Consider the following 20163-nt stretch of genomic DNA (forward strand, 5'->3'; position numbering starts at 1 on the left):
GGGCAGAGGCAACCTGGCGATAAACAACAGGGTCCCGTGGGACTCGAGCGATTGAGGTAGGTAGGGGATGGGGCGACTGGTGAGTTCGATGGCCCGAGTGGCGCGGTTCGGCAGCGTCTGCGCGCTGCTTCTCGCTGTGTGGTGCCTTGCCGCATCCCTGCCGGGCAGTGTGTCGGTCGGTGGATCGGTTTGGGGTATCGCGCGGGCGGAAGCCGCAGAGGCGGAAGGTCCGGTGATCCGGAAGATTGACGTCGAGGGCAATCAGCGCATCGAGCGCGATACCGTCGTCTCCTACATGGCCATTCAGGAAGGTGACACCTACAGCGCGTCGAAGGTCGACACCTCGCTGAAGCATCTCTTCGACACAGGCCTCTTTGCCGACGTCAATATTCGCCGCGATGGCGATACGCTCGTCGTTTCCGTCGTCGAGAATCCGATCGTCAACCGCGTCGCATATGAAGGCATCAGCGCGGTCAAGGAAGATGACCTCAACAACGAAGTCCAGCTGAAGCCGCGCACGATCTATACGCGCGCCAAGGTTCAGGCCGACGTCACGCGCATTATCGAGCTCTATCGCCGTGGCGGCCGCTTCGCCGCGACCGTCGAGCCGAAGGTCATCCGTCTGCCGCAGAATCGCGTCGACCTCGTCTTTGAAATCAACGAGGGCCAGAAGACGAAGATCGCCGCCATCAATTTCCTTGGTAACAAGAATTTCAGCGACGGCGATCTGCGCGAAGTCATCTCGACCAGCGAGTCCGCCTGGTGGAAGTTCTTTTCCTCGTCCGACAGCTACGATCCTGACCGACTGACCTATGATCGCGAGCTTCTCCGCCGCTTCTATCTGTCGAAGGGTTATGCGGACTTCCGCGTCGTTTCCGCCGTGGCTGACCTCAGCCGCGACGATGCCTCCTTCCACATCACCTTCACAGTCGAGGAAGGTGAGGTCTACAATTTCGGCAAGGTCGACATCAAAACGAACCTCGAAAAGCTCAACAAGGGCGAGCTTATGGAGCTCGTTCAGACAAAGACCGGCGAGACGTACAACGCCAATCTCATCGACAAGACGGTCGATGCGCTGACCTTCGCGGCTGGTTCCAAGGGCTATGCCTTCGCCGAAGTGCGCCCCCGTGTGCACCGCGACCGCAAGAACCACGTCGTCGATATCACCTACAACATCGCCGAGGGCCCACGCGTCTATGTCGAGCGGATCGACATCGTCGGCAACCAGCGCACGCTGGACCGCGTTATTCGCCGGCAGATGAAGCTTGCCGAAGGCGACGCTTTCAACAAGGTGCTGCTCGACAAGTCCGAAAAGAACATTCGCGGCTTGCAATATTTCGCCAAGGTCGATGTGAAGCAGCAACCGGGTTCGGCTCCTGACAAGACGATCATCAATGTGGCCGTGCAGGAGCAGTCAACGGGTTCGCTGTCGCTGAGCTTCGGTTTCTCGTCGCTCGACAATCTGGTTGCAGGCGCTGGCCTCAGCGAGCGCAACTTCCTCGGCCGCGGATTGCAGGTTGGCACGAACGTGTCGCTGGCCAAGCGGCAGCAGCTCATCGAGTTCCACTATACGGATCCGTACTTCCTGGACCGGGATCTGGTCGGCGGTATCGACATCTTCGGCAGCGAAACCAACTATCAGAGCGAAGCCTCGTTCGACTCGCGTACTCAGGGCGGTGGTTTCCGCTTCGGCTTTCCGCTTTCCGACAACAGCCGGTTGCTGACGCGTTATCAGCTGCGCTTCGAGAGCATCTTCAACGTCACCAGCACATCGCCCGTCATTCTTGACGCTGCCGGTTCACAGGTTCGGTCGACCGTCGGTTACGACTACTATCTTGACGAGCGTAACGATCCCGTCATTCCGACCGGCGGCTGGGACTTCCTGTTCAGTCAGGACTTTGCCGGTGTTGGCGGTTCGGTGCGCTACCTGTCGAGCCAGATACTCGTCCATAACTACTATCAGCTGGCGGAAGGCTATACTCTGACCTTGCGCGCCGACCTTGGCTACATTCAGGGTATCGGGCAGAACATCAAGCTGAATGACCGCTTCTTCAAGGGCGGTCAGGATTTCCGCGGCTTCAAGTCTGCGGGCCTCGGTCCGCGCGACATCACCACGGACGATGCCATCGGCGCCAATGGCTATGCGTTCGGTACGGCGGAAATCAGCTTTCCGAACGGTCTGCCCGAAGCGCTCGGTATTACGACGAGCCTGTTCAGCGACTTTGGTATCGTCGGCGGTGCCGATATCAACAGCGCTACGGCGGGTACGGACGTTTATAAGACCGGTTATGCGCCGCGCGTTTCGGCTGGCCTCAGCCTCAACTGGAAGTCGCCTTTCGGCCCAGTCCGTCTCGATTTCGGTCAGCCTTTCGTGAAGGAAGACTACGACAAGACCGAAATCTTCCGCTTCAGCGCGGGTACACAGTTCTAGTGCGAGTCAGGAGCGCGATCCCGACACCCCGTCGAGATCGCGCTTTTTCTAACAAAGGCCGGGCAAAACCGGCGTCCTCAACAGTTTCGTCCCAGGATTTCAAAAGGGTATTCCGGACCATGAAGTTCCATCGTTTTGCCAAGCGTATGCTTGCCGCCTTGGCGTTTGTTTCCATCGCTGCCGCAGCGACGGCGCCGGCGGCGTCGGCCGCCAATCCGGCGATCATCCTGATCGTCAACACGCAGCAGATTTTCAACGAGTCCAAGGTCGGCCAGAGCATTCGCGCTCAGCTCCAGGAGCAGGCGAAGAAACTTCAGGCCGAAGACAAGAAGGGTTCGGAAGCGCTTCAGGACGAAGCCAAGAAGCTTTCCGAGCAGCGTTCGCTTCTCGGCGCCGATGATTTCAAGAAGAAGGTCGCAGCGCTCGAAAAGAAAGAAGCCGATCGCCAGGAAAAGATGCGGGTGAAGGGCGATGCGCTTCAGCTTGGCGTCAACAAGGCTCGCGCTGACGTCGAAGCGGTCATTCGTCCGATCTTCGCCGACGTGATGAAGAAGAACGGCGCCACGCTGCTTCTCGACCAGTCGGTCGTGCTCGCCGGCGGCGTCGATCTCGACGTCACCGCCGAAGTGCTCAAGGCGCTCGATGCGAAAGTGACAAAGATCGACGTCAAGCCGATCTCGGCGGCGGATGCGAAGAAGGCTGCTCAGTAATTCAGTGGAGAAAGGCCTCGCCTCCTAAGGGCGGGGCATGTGGTGACAATGGCGGATTCTCGTTTCTTTGCGAATAATGGACCGTTCGCACTTGGCGAGATCGCCACGCGGGTGGGGGCGGAGCTTGGATCGAATGCCGACGCGGCGCGCCGGATCGAGGACATAGCTTCGCTCGACGCCGCGGGTCCTGCCGATCTGAGCTTCCTCGACAATCCTAAATATGCAGACGCCTTTGCTGCCACGGCGGCAGGCGCCTGCCTCGTTCATCCGCGTTTCGTGGCTCGCGCGCCGGCGGGGCTTGCATTGCTGGTAAGCAAGGAGCCCTACCGCGCCTATGCGCTGGCGTGCCAGCTCTTCTACCCCGAAGAGGCACATGGTGCAGATACTTATGGTGAGCCCACCATTGTTCATCCACGCGCCGTCGTTCATCCAAGCGCAAGCATTGGCGCAGGTGCGACGATCGAGCCAGGGGCGGTGATCGGCGCAGGTGTCGAAATCGGCAGCGGTACGGTCGTCGGCGCCAACGCCGTCGTATCGAAGGGCTGCACCATCGGGCGCAATTGCTTCGTCGGCCCTAACGTCACGATCAGCCATGCCCATATCGGTGACCGCGTGATGCTGCATCCAGGTGTCGCCATCGGGCAGGACGGTTTCGGCTTTGCGATGGGTTTCCCGCGCCACGAAAAGGTGCCGCAGCTTGGCCGTGTCATCATCCAGGATGATGTCGAGATCGGTGCCAATACTACAGTGGACCGCGGCGCTGGTCCGGACACGGTGATCGGCGAGGGCACCAAGATTGATAATCTCGTGCAGATCGGACACAACGTTCAGACAGGGCGCGGCTGCGTGATTGTTTCGCAGACGGGTGTGTCGGGCAGCGCAAAGCTCGGCGATTTCGTGGTGCTCGCGGCGCAAGTCGGCGTGACCGGCCATCTGACGATCAATTCGGGCGTGCAGGTGGCAGCGCGCAGCGCGGTCATTCACGATGTGCCCGCGGGCCAGAAATATGGCGGCGTACCGGCAAGGCCTATTCGCGAGTGGCAGCGCGAGCTGGTGGCCATCAAGAATCTCAGCAAGCGCCGAAAGCCGGATGAACCGGCCGACGACGCAAGTTAGTGGCGAAGGATAAGCGGCGTCTGCCGTGCGAGAGGGAATGAGATAATGAGCGATGCGGAAACGGTAACGGAAGTTCTCGGCAGCGCGGATATAAAGCGGGTGATGGAGCTTCTTCCTCACCGCTACCCCATGCTGATGATCGACAAGATCGTCGAGATGAAGGGCAGCGAGTCTGCGACCGGGATCAAAAACGTTTCGGCCAATGAGCCTTTCTTTCAGGGGCACTTTCCCGGCCATCCGGTGATGCCCGGTGTTCTGATCGTTGAGGCCATGGCGCAGACGGCGGGCGCGCTGGTGCTGAGCGGGCTTGGCGCCGATGCCGAAGGCAAGATCGTCTATTTCATGACGATTGAACGCGCCCGCTTCCGCAAGCCTGTACAGCCGGGCGATGTGCTGAAGATTCACGTCACCAAGATTCACAGCCGCGGTCCCGTCTGGAAGTTCAGCGGCGAAGCGAAGGTGGACGGCGTGCTCGTCGCGGAAGCCGACTACAGCGCCATGATCGTCGATCAGGCGTCGAACGTATGACGAATATTCATCCGACTGCCATCGTCGATCCCAAGGCGGAACTCGACCCGAGCGTGAAGGTCGGGCCCTACAGCATCATCGGGCCGGATGTGAAACTCGGCGCGGACGTCGTACTGCATTCGCATGTTGTCATCGCCGGGCGCACGAGCATCGGTGCGCGGACGCAGATATTCCCCTTCGCGTCGATCGGCCAGCCGCCGCAGGATCTCAAATATCGCGGCGAGCCGAGCACGCTTGATGTGGGTACGGACAATCTCATCCGCGAATATGTGACGATGAATACCGGTACAGAAGGTGGCGGCATGGTCACGCGCGTCGGTAGCCACAACACGTTCCTCGCGAGCGCACATGTCGGCCATGACTGCATCATCGGCGATCACGTCATCCTGTCGAACACGACGCTGCTCGCGGGCCATTGCCGCGTCGCGGATTACGTGATCTTCGGCGGTGGTTCCGCCGTGCATCAGTTTGTCCGTATCGGCAAGCATGCCTTTATCGGCGGTGCGAGCGCGGTCGAGAGCGACATCATTCCCTTCGGTCTGGTGGTCGGCAATCGGGCTCACCTCATGGGGCTCAATCTCGTTGGTCTCAAGCGCCGCGGATTTTCGCGCGAGCAGATCAATGGAATGCGCGATGCCTTCGGCCAGATTTTCGGCCAGGAGGGCGCGCTGCGCGATAGGGTCGCGGCCGTTGCAGAGCGATTTGCCGAAAACGCGGAAGTGATGGAGATCGTCAACTTCATCCAGGCCGATGCAGATCGTCCGCTCTGCCTGCCGCGCCATTAACGAGGCTTCGCTGAGGCAAGCGGCATGAACTCGTCCGCCAACAGACCGCGCAAACTCGGCATCGCCGCTGGCGGCGGGCCATTGCCGCTTGCGGTCGCCGATGCGGCGCGCGCGGCCGGACGCGAAGTCTTCATCATTGGCGTCAAAGGCGCGGCGGGCCCCGACATCGAGCGCTATCCGCATGGTTGGGTGCGCGTCGGCGCAATGGGGCGCTTCCTCAAGCTCTTCAAGCGGAATGGCTGCAAGGATGTCGTCATTATTGGCCCGATGACGCGGCCAGCACTTCGCGACATCGTGCCGGATTTTCGCGGGCTTATGCTGCTGCCGCGCTTCATCAGGCGCATGAAGACGGGCGATGACGCACTTTTGCGTGGCGTTGTGGAATATCTGGAAGAAAGCGGTATCCGCGTGGTCGGCGCGGAAACCATTTTGCCGAGCCTGCTTGCCTCGGAGGGCCTGTTGAGCAAGGCTGCGCCCACGGAGGCACAAGAGGCGGATATTGACATTGCCATTGCCGCCGCCCGCGAAATCGGTGCGCTGGATATCGGGCAGGGCGCTGTGGTCTGCCGTGGTGCGGTGCTCGCGCTTGAAGACATAAAAGGAACGGATGCGATGCTAGGCCGGGTTGCCGCCATGCCACCGGAAGGCCGGGGCTCGGAGACCGCGCGCGACGGCGTGCTGGTAAAGCTGCCGAAGCCGGCGCAGGAGCGCCGCGTCGATCTGCCGACAATTGGTGTGCGGACGGTAGAGCGGGCCGCCGCCGCGGGCCTTGCTGGCATTGCAGTCGAAGCGGGCGGGGCGATCGTCGCCGATGCGGAGGGGGTGGCGCGCAAGGCTGATGAACTCGGCCTCTTCGTGCTGTGCTTTCCGCACGCCCGCACTCCGGGCCAAAGGCCATGAAGGACGACGTCAGCATTCCCCACATCATGCTCGTCGCCGGCGAGCCTTCCGGCGATGCGCTTGGCGGCGAATTGATGGAAGCGTTGAAGGAACTGACGCATGGCGCGGTGAGGATCACCGGCGCAGGTGGCCCAAAGATGATTGCGCAAGGCCTGACGTCGATCTTTCCCATGTCGGATACTTCCGTCATGGGCCCGCGCGAGGTCATTCCGCGTCTGCCGCTGATCCTGCGGCGCATGCGAGAGACTGCGGATTTCGCCGTGCGCGAGCGGCCCGATGTGCTTGTTATCATCGACAGTCCGGACTTCACACATATGGTGGCGAAGCGTGTCGCCAAGCGCGCGCCGGATATTCCGATTGCGAATTATGTCTCGCCGAGCGTCTGGGCCTGGCGGCGTGGCCGCGCGCGGGCCATGGCCAAATATGTGAAGCGCGTGCTGGCGCTGCTTCCATTCGAACCGGACTTCTTCCGCGCTGAAGCCAATCTCGATTGCGTCTATGTCGGTCATCCAGCCATCGAACGTCTTCCCGCCTCGGGCAGCGGCGAGGCGTTCCGCAAGGCGCGCGGAATAGCGTCGGACCAGCCGATTCTGCTCGTCCTTCCCGGTAGCCGCACCAATGAAGTGAAGCGCCTCATTGGCGACTTTGGCGCGACGGCGGCGTTGCTGGCGCGGGATATTCCGGGCATCAAATTCGTGTTGCCGACCGTGCCGCATGTCCGCCATCTGGTCGAAGAGGGCGTGAAGAGCTGGAGCGTTCCCGTCGAGCTGATCGAGGGCGAGGACGAGAAGCGCGCGGCGTTCGATGCGGCGACGGCGGCGCTCGCGGCCTCCGGAACCGTCTCCCTTGAGCTTGGTCTTGCGCGTGTGCCGATGGTGATCGCCTACAAGATCGATCCGGTCGCCGCCTGGGTGGTCTCCGGCCTGCTCAAGGTGCCGTCTGTTGTCGTCGTCAATCTCATTCTCGACCGGCCTTCGGTGCGCGAGTTCCTGCAATATGCGGCAAAGCCGGCGGCACTTGCCGAGGCGCTGAAACCGCTGCTGCGCGATACGCCCGATCGCAAACGTGCGCTAACCGATCTCGACGAACTTCGCGAGATCATGGGTGTTGGTGGCGACCGCCCAAGCCTTCGCGCCGCGCGGGCGGTACTGGAGATGCTGCCATCGAGGTTACGCTAGAGACGTTCGAGCCCTTATCCTTTTCAGATGCGGGGCGCAGCGGAATCAAAAAGAGGCGCCCCTTGGGGCGCCTCTTTCTTTTGTCGATCGGTTCGATCGCTTACTTGCGCTTGTCGAACGACACGTAATCGCGGCGCGGGGCGCCCGTGTAGAGCTGGCGCGGGCGGCCGATGCGCTGGTCCGGATCCTCGATCATCTCGTTCCACTGCGCGACCCAGCCGACGGTGCGGGCGAGCGCGAAGAGCACGGTGAACATGGTGGTCGGGAAGCCCATCGCCTTCAGCGTGATGCCCGAATAGAAATCGATATTCGGATAGAGCTTCTTCTCGATGAAGTAGCTGTCGCTGAGCGCAATCCTCTCGAGTTCGATGGCAACGTCGAGCAGCGGGTCGTCCTTGATGCCCAGGACCTGCAGCACTTCGTGGCAGGTCTTCTGCATCACGCGGGCGCGCGGGTCGTAGTTCTTGTAGACGCGGTGCCCGAAGCCCATCAGGCGGAACGGATCGTTCTTGTCCTTCGCCTTGGCGATGTATTCCGGGATGCGGTCAACGGTGCCGATCTCGCGCAGCATTTCGAGCGCGGCCTCGTTCGCGCCGCCATGCGCCGGGCCCCAGAGGCAGGCGATGCCTGCCGCGATGCAGGCGAAGGGATTGGCGCCCGACGAACCGGCGAGGCGCACGGTCGAGGTTGAGGCATTCTGCTCATGGTCGGCGTGGAGGATGAAGATGCGATCCATCGCGCGGGCGAGGATCGGATCGACCTTGTATTCCTCCGCCGGCACCGAGAAGCACATGTGCAGGAAGTTCTCGGCGTAGCCGAGGCTGTTCTTCGGATAGACGACCGGCTGGCCGACCGAATACTTGTAGGCCATGGCGGCGAGCGTCGGGATCTTCGCGATCAGGCGGCGGCTTGCGATCATGCGCTGGACCGGATCGTTGATGTCCGTGGAGTCGTGGTAGAAGGCCGAGAGCGCACCGACCATGCCGCACATGATCGCCATCGGATGGGCGTCACGGCGGAAGCCGCGCAGGAAAAACTGCATCTGCTCATGAACCATGGTGTGGTTCGTGATCGCCTTGTCGAATTCCTTGAATTCAGCCGCGGTCGGCAGTTCGCCGTTCAGCAGCAGGTAGCAGCTCTCGAGGAAGTTGCCCTTCTCTGCCAGCTGCTCGATCGGATAGCCGCGATAGAGCAAAACGCCTTCTTCACCGTCGATATAGGTGATCTTGGACTCGCAGCTCGCCGTGGAGGTGAAGCCGGGGTCGTAGGTGAAGTGGCCGGTCTGACCGTAGAGCTTCGAGATATCGATGACGCTCGGTCCGATCGAACCCGGGACGACAGGATATTCGTAATTTTTGTTGTCGACGGCGAGAGTCGCGATCTGCTTCGCGCCACCTTCTTTTCCGTTTTTCGTCATGCTGTCCTGCCTGTCCTTTGCTGGTTTGCCGAACCGGGCGAAGAGCCACGATGCAGCCATTGTTGAACATTCTAGTCGGCAGCCTGCGCTTGCGCGAGCGTCAGGCAGCCTGATCCCTGATCCTTCCGAGCGATTCCTCGCGGCCGAGTGTGGCCAATACATCGAAAATGGGCGGTGAAACCGAGCTGCCGGTCGCGGCCGCGCGAAGCGGTTGCGCGACCTTGCCGAGCTTGAGGTTTTCAGCTTCCGCGAAGTTTCTCACCGCCGCCTCTATGTCGCCGGCAGCCCAGCCCGCGACGGCTTCGAGCGTTGGCGTGAGCCGCGCGAGCAGCGCGCGCGCATCGGCATCGAGAAGCTTTGCCGCATTGGCGTCCAGCGCCAGCGGACGCTTGGCGCGCAGGAACTCGGCACCCTTGCCGATGTCGAGAAGCGTTTTCGCGCGCTCCTTGATGCCGGACATGGCGGCGATGAGCTTGGCACGGAACTCGGTGCCGAAATTGCCACCGTCGGCCCAGTGGCCGAGACGTTGCATCAGCTCGATCGTCTCGTCGGCTAAAGCTGTGTCGTCCTTTTCGCGGATATAGTGGCCGTTCAGGTTCTCGAGCTTGGCGAAGTCGAAGCGCGAGGGCGAGCGGCCGATGTGATCGAGGTCGAACCACCCGATGGCCTGCTCGGTCGAGAAAATCTCGTCGTCGCCATGGCTCCAGCCGAGGCGGGCGAGATAGTTCCGCATCGCTTCGGGCAGATAGCCCATGTCGCGATAGGCGTCGACGCCGAGCGCGCCATGGCGCTTGGAGAGCTTCGCGCCATCAGGGCCGTGGATCAGCGGCACATGGGCGAATTCGGGAACGTCCCAGCCCATGGCGGCGTAGATCTGGCTCTGGCGACCGGCATTGGTCAGGTGGTCGTCGCCACGGATGATGTGGGTGACGCCCATGTCGTGGTCGTCGACGACCACCGAAAGATTGTAGGTCGGCGTGCCGTCGCTGCGGACGATGATGAGGTCGTCGAGCTGCTCATTCGCGAAGCGCACATCGCCCATGACGTGGTCGCGCACGATCGTCTCGCCTTCGTTCGGCGACTTGAAGCGGATGACGGGCTTCACGCCCTCGGGCGCTTCGGAGGGATCGCGATCGCGCCAGCGGCCGTCATAGCGGATGGGGCGGCCTTCGGCCTTCGCCTTCTCCCGCATCTCTTCGAGCTCCTGCGGGCTCGTATAACAGTAATAGGCCTTGCCCTGACGGAGCAGTTCCTCGGCGACCTCGCGGTGCCGGGCCTGACGCGCGAACTGATAGGTGACTTCCCCATCCCATTCGAGGCCGAGCCAGCGCAGGCCCTCGAAGATTGCCTCGATCGCGGCATCGGTCGAGCGCTCGCGGTCCGTGTCTTCGATACGCAGAAGGAACTTGCCATTGTTCCGGCGCGCATAGAGCCAACTGAAAAGAGCCGTACGCCCGCCGCCGATATGCAGATAGCCGGTCGGCGAAGGGGCAAAGCGCGTTACGACCTGCTTCTTGTCCGTCATGGTTTCCCGTAGTCCCACCGTTTGGGCCGCACCCGTGAGGGGTGAACCCAGGCAGGTAGGCAAGGCGATTTATTGTTGGCATGCTGCGATCCGGAAGCGCGAATTTCGGGCTGGCGGATCTGCTGCGGGGCAGGGGTTTTCTAGCACATTGCGGCGACGCAGCGTAAGCCCGGCGGGGCCGTTGGCCCGAGGGTTTTTGGGTTTTGTTCACGGGCTGTTCGCGGCGTTTTTCGAGTAGGGGGCTGGAGTGACGGCCGCGACGGATGTGGAATCGGACGAGGCCGTGAATGGCGGAGAAGAAGGCGCGGCTTTTTCGCGCCTCCGGCAGCTGGCCAGCTATGCCGCCACGTCCTTTTTCGGTGAGACGGATCGCTGGTTCCTGTGGTCCCCGGTGTTGCTCGGCCTCGGAATTGCGTTCTATTTCAGCCTTTCCTTCGAGCCGCCGCTCTGGGTGGCATTGGTAGCGCTTTCGGTATCGGGTGGCGGGCTTGTCTTCGCGCTGAGGCGAGGGGCGGCCAGGGTTTTCGCGGCGGCGCTTTTCTGCATGGTGCTCGGCTTCGCATTGGCCTGCATCCGCACTGCGGCCGTTGCCGCGCCTGTCATCCAGAAACCGTGGAATGGCGAGATAGAGGGGCGCGTCGTTGAGGTCGAGCGGACAGAAAGGGGTGCTCTGGCCGTGACACTTGAGCCGCTTTCGATGGACCGCGTCGCGACAATGGATCTGCCGGCGCGGGTGCGGTTGCAGGTCCGATTTCCCGAGGCGGTGATTGAGCCGGGCGAGACGATCCGGGTGCGAGGACGGCTCATGCCGCCGCCGGAACCCGTAGAACCCGGCGGGTTCGACTATGCGCGGCAGGTCTGGTTCGAGGGCCTGGGTGGCGTCGGCTTCGCATTCGCCGCGCCGGAGCGCGTCGCGCCACCGCCGGAGGATTGGACGACAGCGCTCGCCCGGCTTCGGCACTCCATCACGGCTCGCGTGCAAAATGGCATTGGCGGCGCTTCGGGCGCGATCGCGGCGGCGCTCATCACCGGCGAGCAGCGCGCCATCCCGGAATGGGCGGCGGAGGATTTGCGCAAGGCCGGCCTTGCTCACGTGCTGTCGATCTCAGGCCTCCACATGGTGCTTTTCGGCGGTTCTCTGTTCTGGCTTTTGCGCGCAGGTCTGGCCCTCGTACCTGCCATCGCGCTTCGTTATCCGATCAAGAAATGGGGGGCCGCCGCGGCGCTGGTCGGCTCCACGGGCTACCTTCTCATCTCGGGGGCGGAGGTTGCCACGCAGCGCTCATGGATCATGATTGCGCTGATGTTTGTCGCGATCATCTTCGATCGGCCAGCGCTCAGTATGCGGAATGTAGCACTGGCGGCCCTGCTCGTTCTTGTCTGGCAGCCGGAGAGTCTTCTTGGCGCCAGTTTTCAGATGTCGTTTGCAGCGGTCGTTGGGCTTATCGCCTGTTATGAAAGTCCGCTGGCGCAGCGCTTCACGGCTGCGATGAATGGAGGAACCGACGGGCCAATCTTCGGAAGCCTGCGCTTTGCCTTCAATTATGTCGCGGGTGTTTTGCTTACGACGACAATTGCGGGTTTCGCGACGGGCGCCTATGCCGCGTTTCATTTCGATCGTGTCGCGCTTTACGGCATGGCGGGAAATCTCGGTGCGTTACCGATTGTCAGCGTTCTGGTCATGCCTGCTGCGCTGGCGACGATGGTTCTGATGCCGTTCGGCGCAGAAGCGCCAGCGCTTTGGGTCATGGGTAAGGGCGTTGACGGCATGCTCTGGGTCGCGCATGAGGTGGCCGGCTGGCAGGGCGCCGATCGGCTCGTCGCATCCGCGCCGATGGCCTCGCTGGCGTTACTCACTCTGGGTGGATTGTGGTTGTCGCTCTGGCGCGGCGGCTGGCGTTTTGCCGGCATCGCGCCGATGGCGCTTGCCATAGCCCTGTGGGGCTCGCCCGCGCGTCCCGATCTGCTGGTCGCTCCCGATGGAGGGCTTGCGGCTGTGCGCGGTGGAGATGGCGTTCTACACCTGACGGCGAAACGTTCATCCTATGCGGCATCGCAATGGTTGCGGCATGACGGCGATGTGCGATCGTCAAACGATGTGGTGGGATCGCCTTTTCTCGGCTGCGATTCAGCGGGATGCGTCTGGCGCGAACCGGGGCGTCCGCTGGTCGCCTTTCCGGAAGGACCAGAGGCGCTCGCCGACGATTGCGCCAAGGCGGACATCGTGATCGCGAAGGTGCCCGTGCTGCGGCAGATGCGCGCGACTTGTCATGCGCGACTTGTCGTCGATCGCTTCGATCTTTGGCGGAGCGGCGCGATAGCGATCTATTACAGTTCAGATGGAAAGGTGAGAATGGAGACCTCGCGCGAGGCGCGCGGCCGTCGTCCCTGGGTGCAGCGCCAGCTCACCGCAAAGTCACGGCGCGAAAGCTCCGCCGATCAATAGCGGCGCAGCAGCCCGACGAGCTTGCCCTGAACCTTCACGCGATCCGGCCCGAAAATGCGCGTCTCATAGGCAGGGTTTGCCGCCTCAAGCGCGATGGAATCGCCCTTGCGGCGCAGGCGCTTCAGCGTCGCCTCCAGCCCGTCGACAAGCGCCACGACGATATCGCCGCTATTGGCCGTGTCACAGCGCTGAATGAGCACCGTGTCGCCATCGAGAATGCCGGCATCGATCATGGAGTCGCCCTTGACCTCGAGCGCATAATGTTCGCCGGAGCCAAGCAGCGTCAGAGGTACAGCGACCTGATGGCTCTCTTCCTGCAGCGCTTCGATGGGCGTACCAGCGGCGATGCGGCCCATGACGGAAAGTGTAATGGTATTTTCGGATTGCTGCGCGGGCTGCAGATCGCGGCTGAGCGGCTTGCCGCGGCTGCCCTCGATGACGCTCGGCGAGAAGCCCTTGTTGCGAGAAACGGAAAGGCTCGGCGAGGCGGATTCGGGAAGCTTCACGATCTCCAGCGCGCGGGCGCGATGGGCGAGGCGGCGGATGAAGCCTCGTTCCTCAAGCGCCGTGATGAGGCGGTGAATGCCTGACTTGGAGCGCAGGTCGAGCGCGTCCTTCATCTCATCGAAGCTCGGAGACACGCCCCCCTCCTTGATGCGCTCATGAATGAACATCAGGAGTTCGTGCTGTTTGCGTGTGAGCATTCTTTCGGGCCCCAAATATGGAACAAACCATAAACCTTTCTACACGTTCTAGTTTGGTTCTTATCTGGCGTCAAGAGTCTGTGGATAAATAAAAGGCCCCTCCCGGCGGAGGAGCCTTCCATTTTCAGAACCTCTCGTCCCGGCAGCCCCGGGCATCGAGAATGGGCTTCATTTCCCGATAGGCCGCCGCGTTCAGGTCGAGAGGAATGGCGGGGTGGAGGTGATGAATGATGTGATCCTCCATGCCCAGCGCGAGGATGTTGCCGAGCGGGTGTGTGAAGTGGCGCGTGTTGCGATAGCGGCCCTGCTCCGGTGCCGGAAAATGTGGCGCCCAGCTCAGATAGAGCGAAATGTAGAAGGTGCCGATATAGCGCGGCAGCCACCAGATGGCTGCGGCCTCCAGCGCATGGCCGCTCCACGCGAGCGCGCTGATAATGGCCCAGAAGGTGAGTACCTGCACCGCGCCTTCGAGACCGGCGCGCTTGACCACAGGACCGTCGCCAAGACGATTCAGCGTTTCGCCATAGGCGTTGGGCTGACCCGGCTGACGGCGCTTGTAGGCCGTCAGGAGGGCCTGCTGCCAGCTATCCGCCTTCACGCCATAGTCGGGATCAAGCTCCGGATCGTTCGTGTGGCTGTGGTGTTCCATATGCGTGAGGCGCGCGATCTTGAACGGGAGCACCATCGGAATGGTCGACACATAGCCGATGAATTCGTTGAACCAGCGAAGAGCGGGGCCGCCCGTAGAAAAGTTCGTATGCTGAGCTTCGTGTGAAGGCAGGTAGCAGAGGATCACATTGATGGTGGCGATCGGAAAGGCCATCCAGAGTGGAAGGATGCCACTCAGCGTCAGCGGCCAAAGCGCGAGCCAGCAGACGAGGTTGCCAAGGCCCCAGACGGCCATGAACCAGGAGAAGCGGCCGATATATTTCCGCGCGATGGTGAGTTCCGCGCGAGCCAGCTCGCGGTCGCTCATCTCCGAATAGGGAGCGGTGGTTGCTTCTGCGATGCTCATATCCAACGCCCCCGCAGTTTGGCGGAAAGGCCAAGGGCCGGGCCAAGGATGAGGCCGAACTGAATGGGCGTGAGACCGAGCGGTGGCGTGATGCCACCATCCTTTAGCAGAGTCGCAATCAGCGGCGCGAGAAAGCCGAAACCGAAGAGCACGGGTCCCCATGGCCCCAGTGCTTGAAGTATGTGCCGGATCACATGCGGTCTCCCTCGTTGTTTTTTCCCCCGGGTTGCTTCTCGTCGTTGCGGGTGGCGGGGTTCAGGCTCTTCTGCGGAGCTGCCGGATCTATGATGAGGCGCACCATGCGGTCGATCAGTGCCTCATAATCGCGGATTTCCGATTGTCGCGAGTGGAGGGGATCGCCCAGCATGGCGGATACACCTCGCACGGTGGCGATGCTGAACATCACAATGTCGTCGATAGATTCGTCTGGAAGCCAGCCGGCGGCCTGCGCTGCACGCGCTGCATCGTTGATTATGAGGGAACGGCGCTTCTCGCTGGCCTTGAGTTCGTCGTCTGCATGCGCAACGACTTCGGGATGGGCGATCGTCCGATAATAGGCGGGGTATTCCAGGCTGAAGCGGATATAGGCCTTGCCCATGGCCGCATAGCGTTCCAGCGGATTGTCGCCCGCTGCCTCCGCCGCAGCGAAGACATAAGCGATGAACTTGTCGCTGCCCTCGGTGGCGAGCGCCCGCAGCAGATCTGCCTTGTCGGTGAAATGGCGTGACGGCGCGGCGTGGGAGACGCCAAGATCACGGGCCAGGGCACGCAGGCTCAGGCATTCGATGCCTTGCTCGGCGATCACCGCGGCGGCGCGATCAAGCAGCGCCTTGCGCAGGTTTCCATGGTGATAGGTCAAGCTGGGGCCATATGTTGTCATTGACAACATGCAGGCTATTTTTTGACCCCAATGTTGTCAATGACAACTTAAGGTCTAGCGGAGCGGAATAACGCTCACCATCTCGCCAGCTTCGGCAGCTGGCGCGTGGGGCGGACGCACGATCAGGCAGTCGGCCGCCGAGAGCAGCGAGAGCATGGAGCTGTCCTGCTTTGGGAAGGGCGTCGCGACGGGCAGTTCGCCCGGCACATGGTCGATACCGGCCCGGAGATAGTCCTCTCGCTGGTCGTTCTCCGCGAGCGGCGTACCGAGGCGGGCCGGGACCGTTCGGGGCGCGTTCGCCTCGCCGCCTGCAAGCTTCGTCAGCGCAGGGACGAGAAAGAGCAGGGCGCAAACCTGCGCGGAGACGGGATTGCCCGGCAGGCCCAGCATCGGAATATCGCGGTAACGGCCGAACATCAGCGGCTTTCCCGGGCGCATGGCGATGCGCCAGAAGTCTATGTCGAGGCCATCTTCGGCGAGTGCCGCCTGCACAAGGTCATGATCGCCAACCGATGCACCGCCGAGCGTCACCAGCATGTCTGCGCCGATGGCCTTGCGGGCGGTGGCGCGGATCGCTTCGCGCCGGTCGGGTGCGATGCCGAGATCGAGGGGCACACCACCTGCCTCCGCGATGAGCGCGGCGAGGCCGTCATTGTTGGATGAAACAATCTGGTTCGGGCCGAGGGGGGCGCCGGGCCGCACCAGCTCGTCGCCCGTCGAGAAAAAAGCGATGCGCGGGCGGCGGTGAAGAGAAAGAGAGGAGACGTTCATCGCGGCGGCGAAGGCGATATCAGCCGCGGAGAGTTTCCGTCCGGCGGCAAGGCCGGTCGTGCCCTTCGTGAAGTCGAGCCCGGCGGGGCGGATATTCCGTCCGTGTACGGTTTTTTCCCGCGCGATGACGATGTCGCCATAGCGCTCGGTATCTTCCTGTATGACGATGGCGTCGGCGCCATGCGGCACGGGCGCGCCAGTGAAGATGCGCACCGCTTCGCCTTCGCCGAGGATGCCGTCATAGGCGCCGCCTGCTGGGGACTCGCCGACGACGCGGAGCCGGGCAGGCACGCTCGACACATCGGCGGCGCGGACCGCATAGCCGTCCATGGCGGAAAGATCGGAAGGCGGCTGCGTGCGCCGCGCGACGACATCTTCGGCCAGTATGCGCCCGACCGCATTCGCAAGCAGAACGGGTTCCTGCTCCGTCGGCGTCAGCATGGATAGAATGCGCGCGCGGGCTTCCGCGACGGGGATGAGGGCTTGCGCCATTTACTTCGCCTTATAGGTGCCGGACTTGCCGCCTGCCTTATGCGTGAGGCGGATATTGTCGATCTGCATCGAGCGATCCACGGCCTTCGCCATGTCGTAGATCGTGAGGCAGGCAACGCTCACCGCCGTCAGCGCTTCCATTTCGACGCCTGTCTGGCCGGAAAGTTTCACCGTCGCCTCGACTTCGATGCAGTTCTTCTTCGCATCGGGTTTGAAGTCGACCGAGACTTTCGAGATCGCGAGCGGATGGCAGAGTGGAATGAGGTCCGATGTCTTCTTCGCCGCCATGATGCCGGCGAGCCGCGCGACTTCGAGCGCATTGCCCTTGGCGAGGCCGCCGCCCGTGATGAGGGCCAGCGTCTCCGGCTCCATCACGATGCGGCCTCGGGCTGTCGCTGTGCGCGCCGTCACCTTCTTGGCCGACACGTCGACCATGCTAGCGCGGCCCTTGGCGTCGAGATGGGTGAGTTTTTTGCCCGTCATTCCAAGCTCCGGTCTTTGCGCCAGTTTGCGCGTCCAGCTATCAGGCTGCTGCTGCCTTGATTGCCTTGAGTGTCGCGAGAAGTTTCGCCGCGCCGTCGAGCGGCAGGCAGCTCAGCGGGTCGCAGAGTGCTTTGTCGGGATCGGGATGGAATTCGAGGAAGACACCGTCGGCGCCGGCGGCCACTGCGGCCTTCGCGATGACTGAAACGCCGTCGCGACGGCCGCCCGTCGAGGCGCCGCCCGTGCGCGGATCGGCTCCCGGAAGCTGCACGGCATGTGTCGCGTCGATGGTGACCGGAACGCCGAGTTTCTTCATTTCGCCCAGGGCCAGCATGTCGACGATGAGATTGTTGTAGCCGAACGACGAGCCGCGCTCGCAAAGAATGGTGAAGTCCGCGCCGTCCGTCGCCTCCTTGATTTTGGAGACGATGTTCTTGCAGTCCCAGGGGGCAAGGAACTGCGCCTTCTTCACATGGAGAAGGCCACCTGCCTTATGCGTCGCGCGGGCCGCCGCGACGACGAGGTCCGTCTGACGGCAGAGGAACGCCGGGATCTGCACGATGTCCGCCACGGCGGCGACGGGTTCGGCCTGATAGACTTCATGAAGATCGGTTGCGATCGGCACGTTGAACTCGGCCTTCACAGCAGCGAGCATTTCGAGGCCCTTTTCGAGGCCGGGCCCACGATAGCTCTTGATCGAGGAGCGGTTCGCCTTGTCGAAGCTTGCCTTGAATATGTAGGGCAGGCCGAGTTCGGAGGTCACTGCTTTCAGATGCCGTGCCACGTCGAATGCGAGCTTCTGATCCTCAAGCACGTTCAGTCCGGCGATGACGACCAGCGGCTGTCCGTCGCCAATCGCGATATTCCATTTGTTGAGCTTGAGAACGGTCATGGCGGATACCTTTTGGGGCCGTTGCAGCGAAGAGAGAGGGCGTAATGCGAACGCTACCGGGCGAACATTATTTCTGCAGCAAGGCGCGCGTCGCGGCTTCGACATCTGCCTGCCGCATCAGGCTCTCGCCGACGAGATAGGCAAAGACGTCCGACCGGGCGAGGCGGACGAGATCGTCAGGTGTGAAGATGCCGCTTTCGCCGATGACGAGGCGATCATTCGGGACGCGGGGCGCGAGCTTTTCGGTCGTGGCGAGCGTGACTTCGAAGGTGCGGAGATTGCGGTTGTTGATGCCGATGAGCGGACTCTTCAGCATGAGCGCCCGATCCAGCTCCGCTTCGTCATGCACTTCGACGATCGCGTCCATGCCCCAGGCGAAGGCAGCATCTTCGAGGTCGCGCGCCTGCGCGTCGGAGACTGACGCCATGATGATGAGAATGCAGTCGGCACTCATCGCGCGGGCTTCCGCCACCTGATAGGTGTCGTAGAGGAAGTCCTTGCGGATGACCGGCAGGGATACGGCGGCGCGGGCGGCAGTCAGAAATTCGGGGCTTCCCTGAAAGGAAGGGCCGTCCGTCAGTACGGAAAGGCAGGTCGCGCCGCCGCGCTCGTAGGCACGGGCGAGCGACGGCGGATCGAAATGCGCACGGATGAGGCCCTTGGAGGGGCTTGCCTTCTTGATCTCGGCGATCAGCGCATATTCTCTGGCCGCAACCTTGCGGGTCAGCGCCGCCGCGAAGCCGCGCACGGGGCTCGCCGCATGTGCGGCGGCTTCGACATCGGTGAGCGGGCGCACTTTTTTCGCTGCTGCGATCTCTTCGAGCTTGTAGGCGCCGATCTTTGCGAGGATGTCAGACATTCGCCGGCTTCCCATTGGAGACGGCGACGAGACGCGCCAACACTTTCTTTGCCGCGCCGCTGTCAATGGCACCGGCGGCGAGCTTCACTCCTTCGGCAAGCGTTGCCGCCTTGTCAGCTACAATGAGAGCGGCGGCGGCGTTGAGCAGCACGATGTCGCGATAGGCGCCGGGTGCGCCGTCGAGCAGTGCGACGATGGCCGCCGCGTTATAGGCCGGGTCGCCACCGCGCAAGTCTTCGAGCGTCGCGCGGGGAAGGCCCGCTTCCTCCGGCGTTACTTCGAATGTGCGGATCTTGCCGTCGTTGAGTTCGGCGACGTAGGACACGCCGGTCGTCGACAATTCGTCGAGACCATCCGCGCCATGGACGACCCAGGCGCGCGTCGAGCCGAGGTTGCGAAGCGTCTCGGCGAAGGGCACCACCCAGCGTTGCGCGAAGACGCCGATGCTGTGATGGGTCACGCTTGCCGGATTGGCGAGCGGCCCGAGCAGGTTGAAGATCGTGCGCGTGCCAAGTTCCGCGCGCACGGGCGCGACATGCCGCATGGCGGAATGATGCACCGGCGCGAACATGAAGCCGATGCCCGCTTCCGAGATGCAACGGGCGATGGCGTCCGGTTCGATGTCGAGATTGACGCCGAGGGCGGTCAGAGCATCAGCCGTGCCGGACTTCGATGAGGCGGCGCGGTTGCCATGCTTTGCCACCGGCACGCCCACTGCGGCGACGACGAGAGAGGTGGCTGTGGAAATATTGTAAGTCTGCGCGCCGTCGCCGCCCGTGCCGACAATATCGATGGCGTCGGCGGGGGCTTTGACGGCAAGCGCCCGTTGACGCATGACGCGGGCGCCAGCGGTCAGCTCGTCCACCGTTTCGCCGCGCACGCGCAGCGCCATCAGGAAGCCTGCCATCTGGGCCGGCGTCGCTTCGCCCGACATGATGATCGAGAAGGCCTCTTCCGCTTCATCGGGGGCGAGCGCCAATCCGCCGGCGACCTTGCCTATGAGTGCCTTGAAATCGCTCATGCGCGTCCCC

Annotated in this window: 19 protein-coding genes; 8 read left to right on the top strand and 11 right to left on the bottom strand. The window is 62.6% G+C overall.

The genetic code is table 11. The features are described from left to right. Positions 1–88 precede the first annotated feature (88 nt). The 7 genes from bamA to lpxB all read left to right on the top strand — a co-directional run bounded on the left by bamA (position 89) and on the right by lpxB (position 7648). Positions 89–2431 (top strand): outer membrane protein assembly factor BamA, encoded by a 2343-nt coding sequence (gene bamA / locus F2P47_RS12805; protein WP_152216824.1) that lies wholly within the window; start codon positions 89–91, stop codon positions 2429–2431. 119 nt (positions 2432–2550) lie between these two features. Then, on the top strand, positions 2551–3141 hold the full coding sequence (locus F2P47_RS12810) for an OmpH/Skp family outer membrane protein (RefSeq protein ID WP_152216763.1): 591 nt from the start codon (positions 2551–2553) through the stop codon (positions 3139–3141). A 48-nt stretch (positions 3142–3189) separates the two neighbouring features. After that, on the top strand, positions 3190–4257 hold the full coding sequence (lpxD, locus tag F2P47_RS12815) for a UDP-3-O-(3-hydroxymyristoyl)glucosamine N-acyltransferase (protein ID WP_152216764.1): 1068 nt from the start codon (positions 3190–3192) through the stop codon (positions 4255–4257). A gap of 45 nt (positions 4258–4302) precedes the next feature. Next, positions 4303–4785, top strand: coding sequence for a 3-hydroxyacyl-ACP dehydratase FabZ (fabZ, locus tag F2P47_RS12820; RefSeq protein ID WP_152216765.1), 483 nt, complete (start codon positions 4303–4305; stop codon positions 4783–4785). Then, positions 4782–5570, top strand: a complete 789-nt coding sequence (gene lpxA, locus F2P47_RS12825; protein WP_152216766.1) for an acyl-ACP--UDP-N-acetylglucosamine O-acyltransferase — start codon at positions 4782–4784, stop codon at positions 5568–5570. Before fabZ ends, lpxA begins: the two co-directional genes overlap by 4 nt. 24 nt (positions 5571–5594) lie before the next feature. After that, a complete protein-coding gene (locus tag F2P47_RS12830; RefSeq protein WP_152216767.1) occupies positions 5595–6470 on the top strand; it encodes an LpxI family protein in 876 nt (291 codons plus the stop codon). Beyond that, positions 6467–7648: a lipid-A-disaccharide synthase gene (lpxB, locus tag F2P47_RS12835; protein ID WP_152216768.1), complete on the top strand. Its 1182-nt coding sequence runs from the start codon at positions 6467–6469 to the stop codon at positions 7646–7648. The genes F2P47_RS12830 and lpxB overlap by 4 nt, the downstream gene beginning before the upstream one ends. Positions 7649–7748: 100 nt before the next feature. Here lpxB and gltA read toward each other — a convergent pair whose 3' ends face one another. Beyond that, positions 7749–9065, bottom strand: a complete 1317-nt coding sequence (gene gltA, locus F2P47_RS12840; protein ID WP_152216825.1) for a citrate synthase — start codon at positions 9063–9065, stop codon at positions 7749–7751. A gap of 100 nt (positions 9066–9165) precedes the next feature. Next, positions 9166–10590, bottom strand: a complete 1425-nt coding sequence (gltX, locus tag F2P47_RS12845; protein ID WP_152216769.1) for a glutamate--tRNA ligase — start codon at positions 10588–10590, stop codon at positions 9166–9168. A 247-nt stretch (positions 10591–10837) separates the two neighbouring features. Here gltX and F2P47_RS12850 point away from each other — a divergent pair, with 247 nt between their 5' ends. Further along, positions 10838–13036 (top strand): ComEC/Rec2 family competence protein, encoded by a 2199-nt coding sequence (locus F2P47_RS12850; protein WP_152216770.1) that lies wholly within the window; start codon positions 10838–10840, stop codon positions 13034–13036. Here the strand turns inward: F2P47_RS12850 and lexA are convergent. The 9 genes from lexA to trpD all read right to left on the bottom strand — a co-directional run bounded on the left by lexA (position 13030) and on the right by trpD (position 20153). Beyond that, a complete protein-coding gene (lexA, locus tag F2P47_RS12855) occupies positions 13030–13740 on the bottom strand; it encodes a transcriptional repressor LexA (protein ID WP_152216771.1) in 711 nt (236 codons plus the stop codon). The genes F2P47_RS12850 and lexA overlap by 7 nt on opposite strands. Positions 13741–13864: 124 nt before the next feature. Next, positions 13865–14755: a fatty acid desaturase gene (locus F2P47_RS12860; RefSeq protein ID WP_152216772.1), complete on the bottom strand. Its 891-nt coding sequence runs from the start codon at positions 14753–14755 to the stop codon at positions 13865–13867. After that, entirely contained in the window at positions 14752–14949 is a 198-nt protein-coding gene (locus F2P47_RS12865; protein WP_204886685.1) for a hypothetical protein, read from the bottom strand. Before F2P47_RS12865 ends, F2P47_RS12860 begins: the two co-directional genes overlap by 4 nt. Continuing rightward, positions 14946–15614: a TetR/AcrR family transcriptional regulator gene (locus tag F2P47_RS12870; protein WP_246176879.1), complete on the bottom strand. Its 669-nt coding sequence runs from the start codon at positions 15612–15614 to the stop codon at positions 14946–14948. Before F2P47_RS12870 ends, F2P47_RS12865 begins: the two co-directional genes overlap by 4 nt. A 75-nt stretch (positions 15615–15689) precedes the next feature. After that, the gene (locus F2P47_RS12875) at positions 15690–16898 is read right to left on the bottom strand and encodes a molybdopterin molybdotransferase MoeA (protein WP_152216774.1); all 1209 of its coding nucleotides are present in this window, start codon (positions 16896–16898) and stop codon (positions 15690–15692) included. Further along, positions 16899–17381 carry a cyclic pyranopterin monophosphate synthase MoaC gene (moaC, locus tag F2P47_RS12880; RefSeq protein ID WP_152216775.1) on the bottom strand — a complete coding sequence of 161 codons (483 nt, stop codon included), beginning with the start codon at positions 17379–17381 and terminating at the stop codon, positions 16899–16901. A gap of 40 nt (positions 17382–17421) precedes the next feature. Continuing rightward, positions 17422–18273, bottom strand: a complete 852-nt coding sequence (kdsA, locus tag F2P47_RS12885; protein ID WP_152216776.1) for a 3-deoxy-8-phosphooctulonate synthase — start codon at positions 18271–18273, stop codon at positions 17422–17424. Positions 18274–18340: 67 nt separating this feature from the next. Continuing rightward, on the bottom strand, positions 18341–19132 hold the full coding sequence (trpC, locus tag F2P47_RS12890) for an indole-3-glycerol phosphate synthase TrpC (protein ID WP_152216777.1): 792 nt from the start codon (positions 19130–19132) through the stop codon (positions 18341–18343). Further along, entirely contained in the window at positions 19125–20153 is a 1029-nt protein-coding gene (trpD, locus tag F2P47_RS12895; protein ID WP_152216778.1) for an anthranilate phosphoribosyltransferase, read from the bottom strand. Before trpD ends, trpC begins: the two co-directional genes overlap by 8 nt. Positions 20154–20163: the final 10 nt, after the last annotated feature.

The sequence above is a fragment of the Parvibaculum sedimenti genome (assembly GCF_009184905.1).
Lineage (GTDB): Bacteria > Pseudomonadota > Alphaproteobacteria > Parvibaculales > Parvibaculaceae > Parvibaculum > Parvibaculum sedimenti.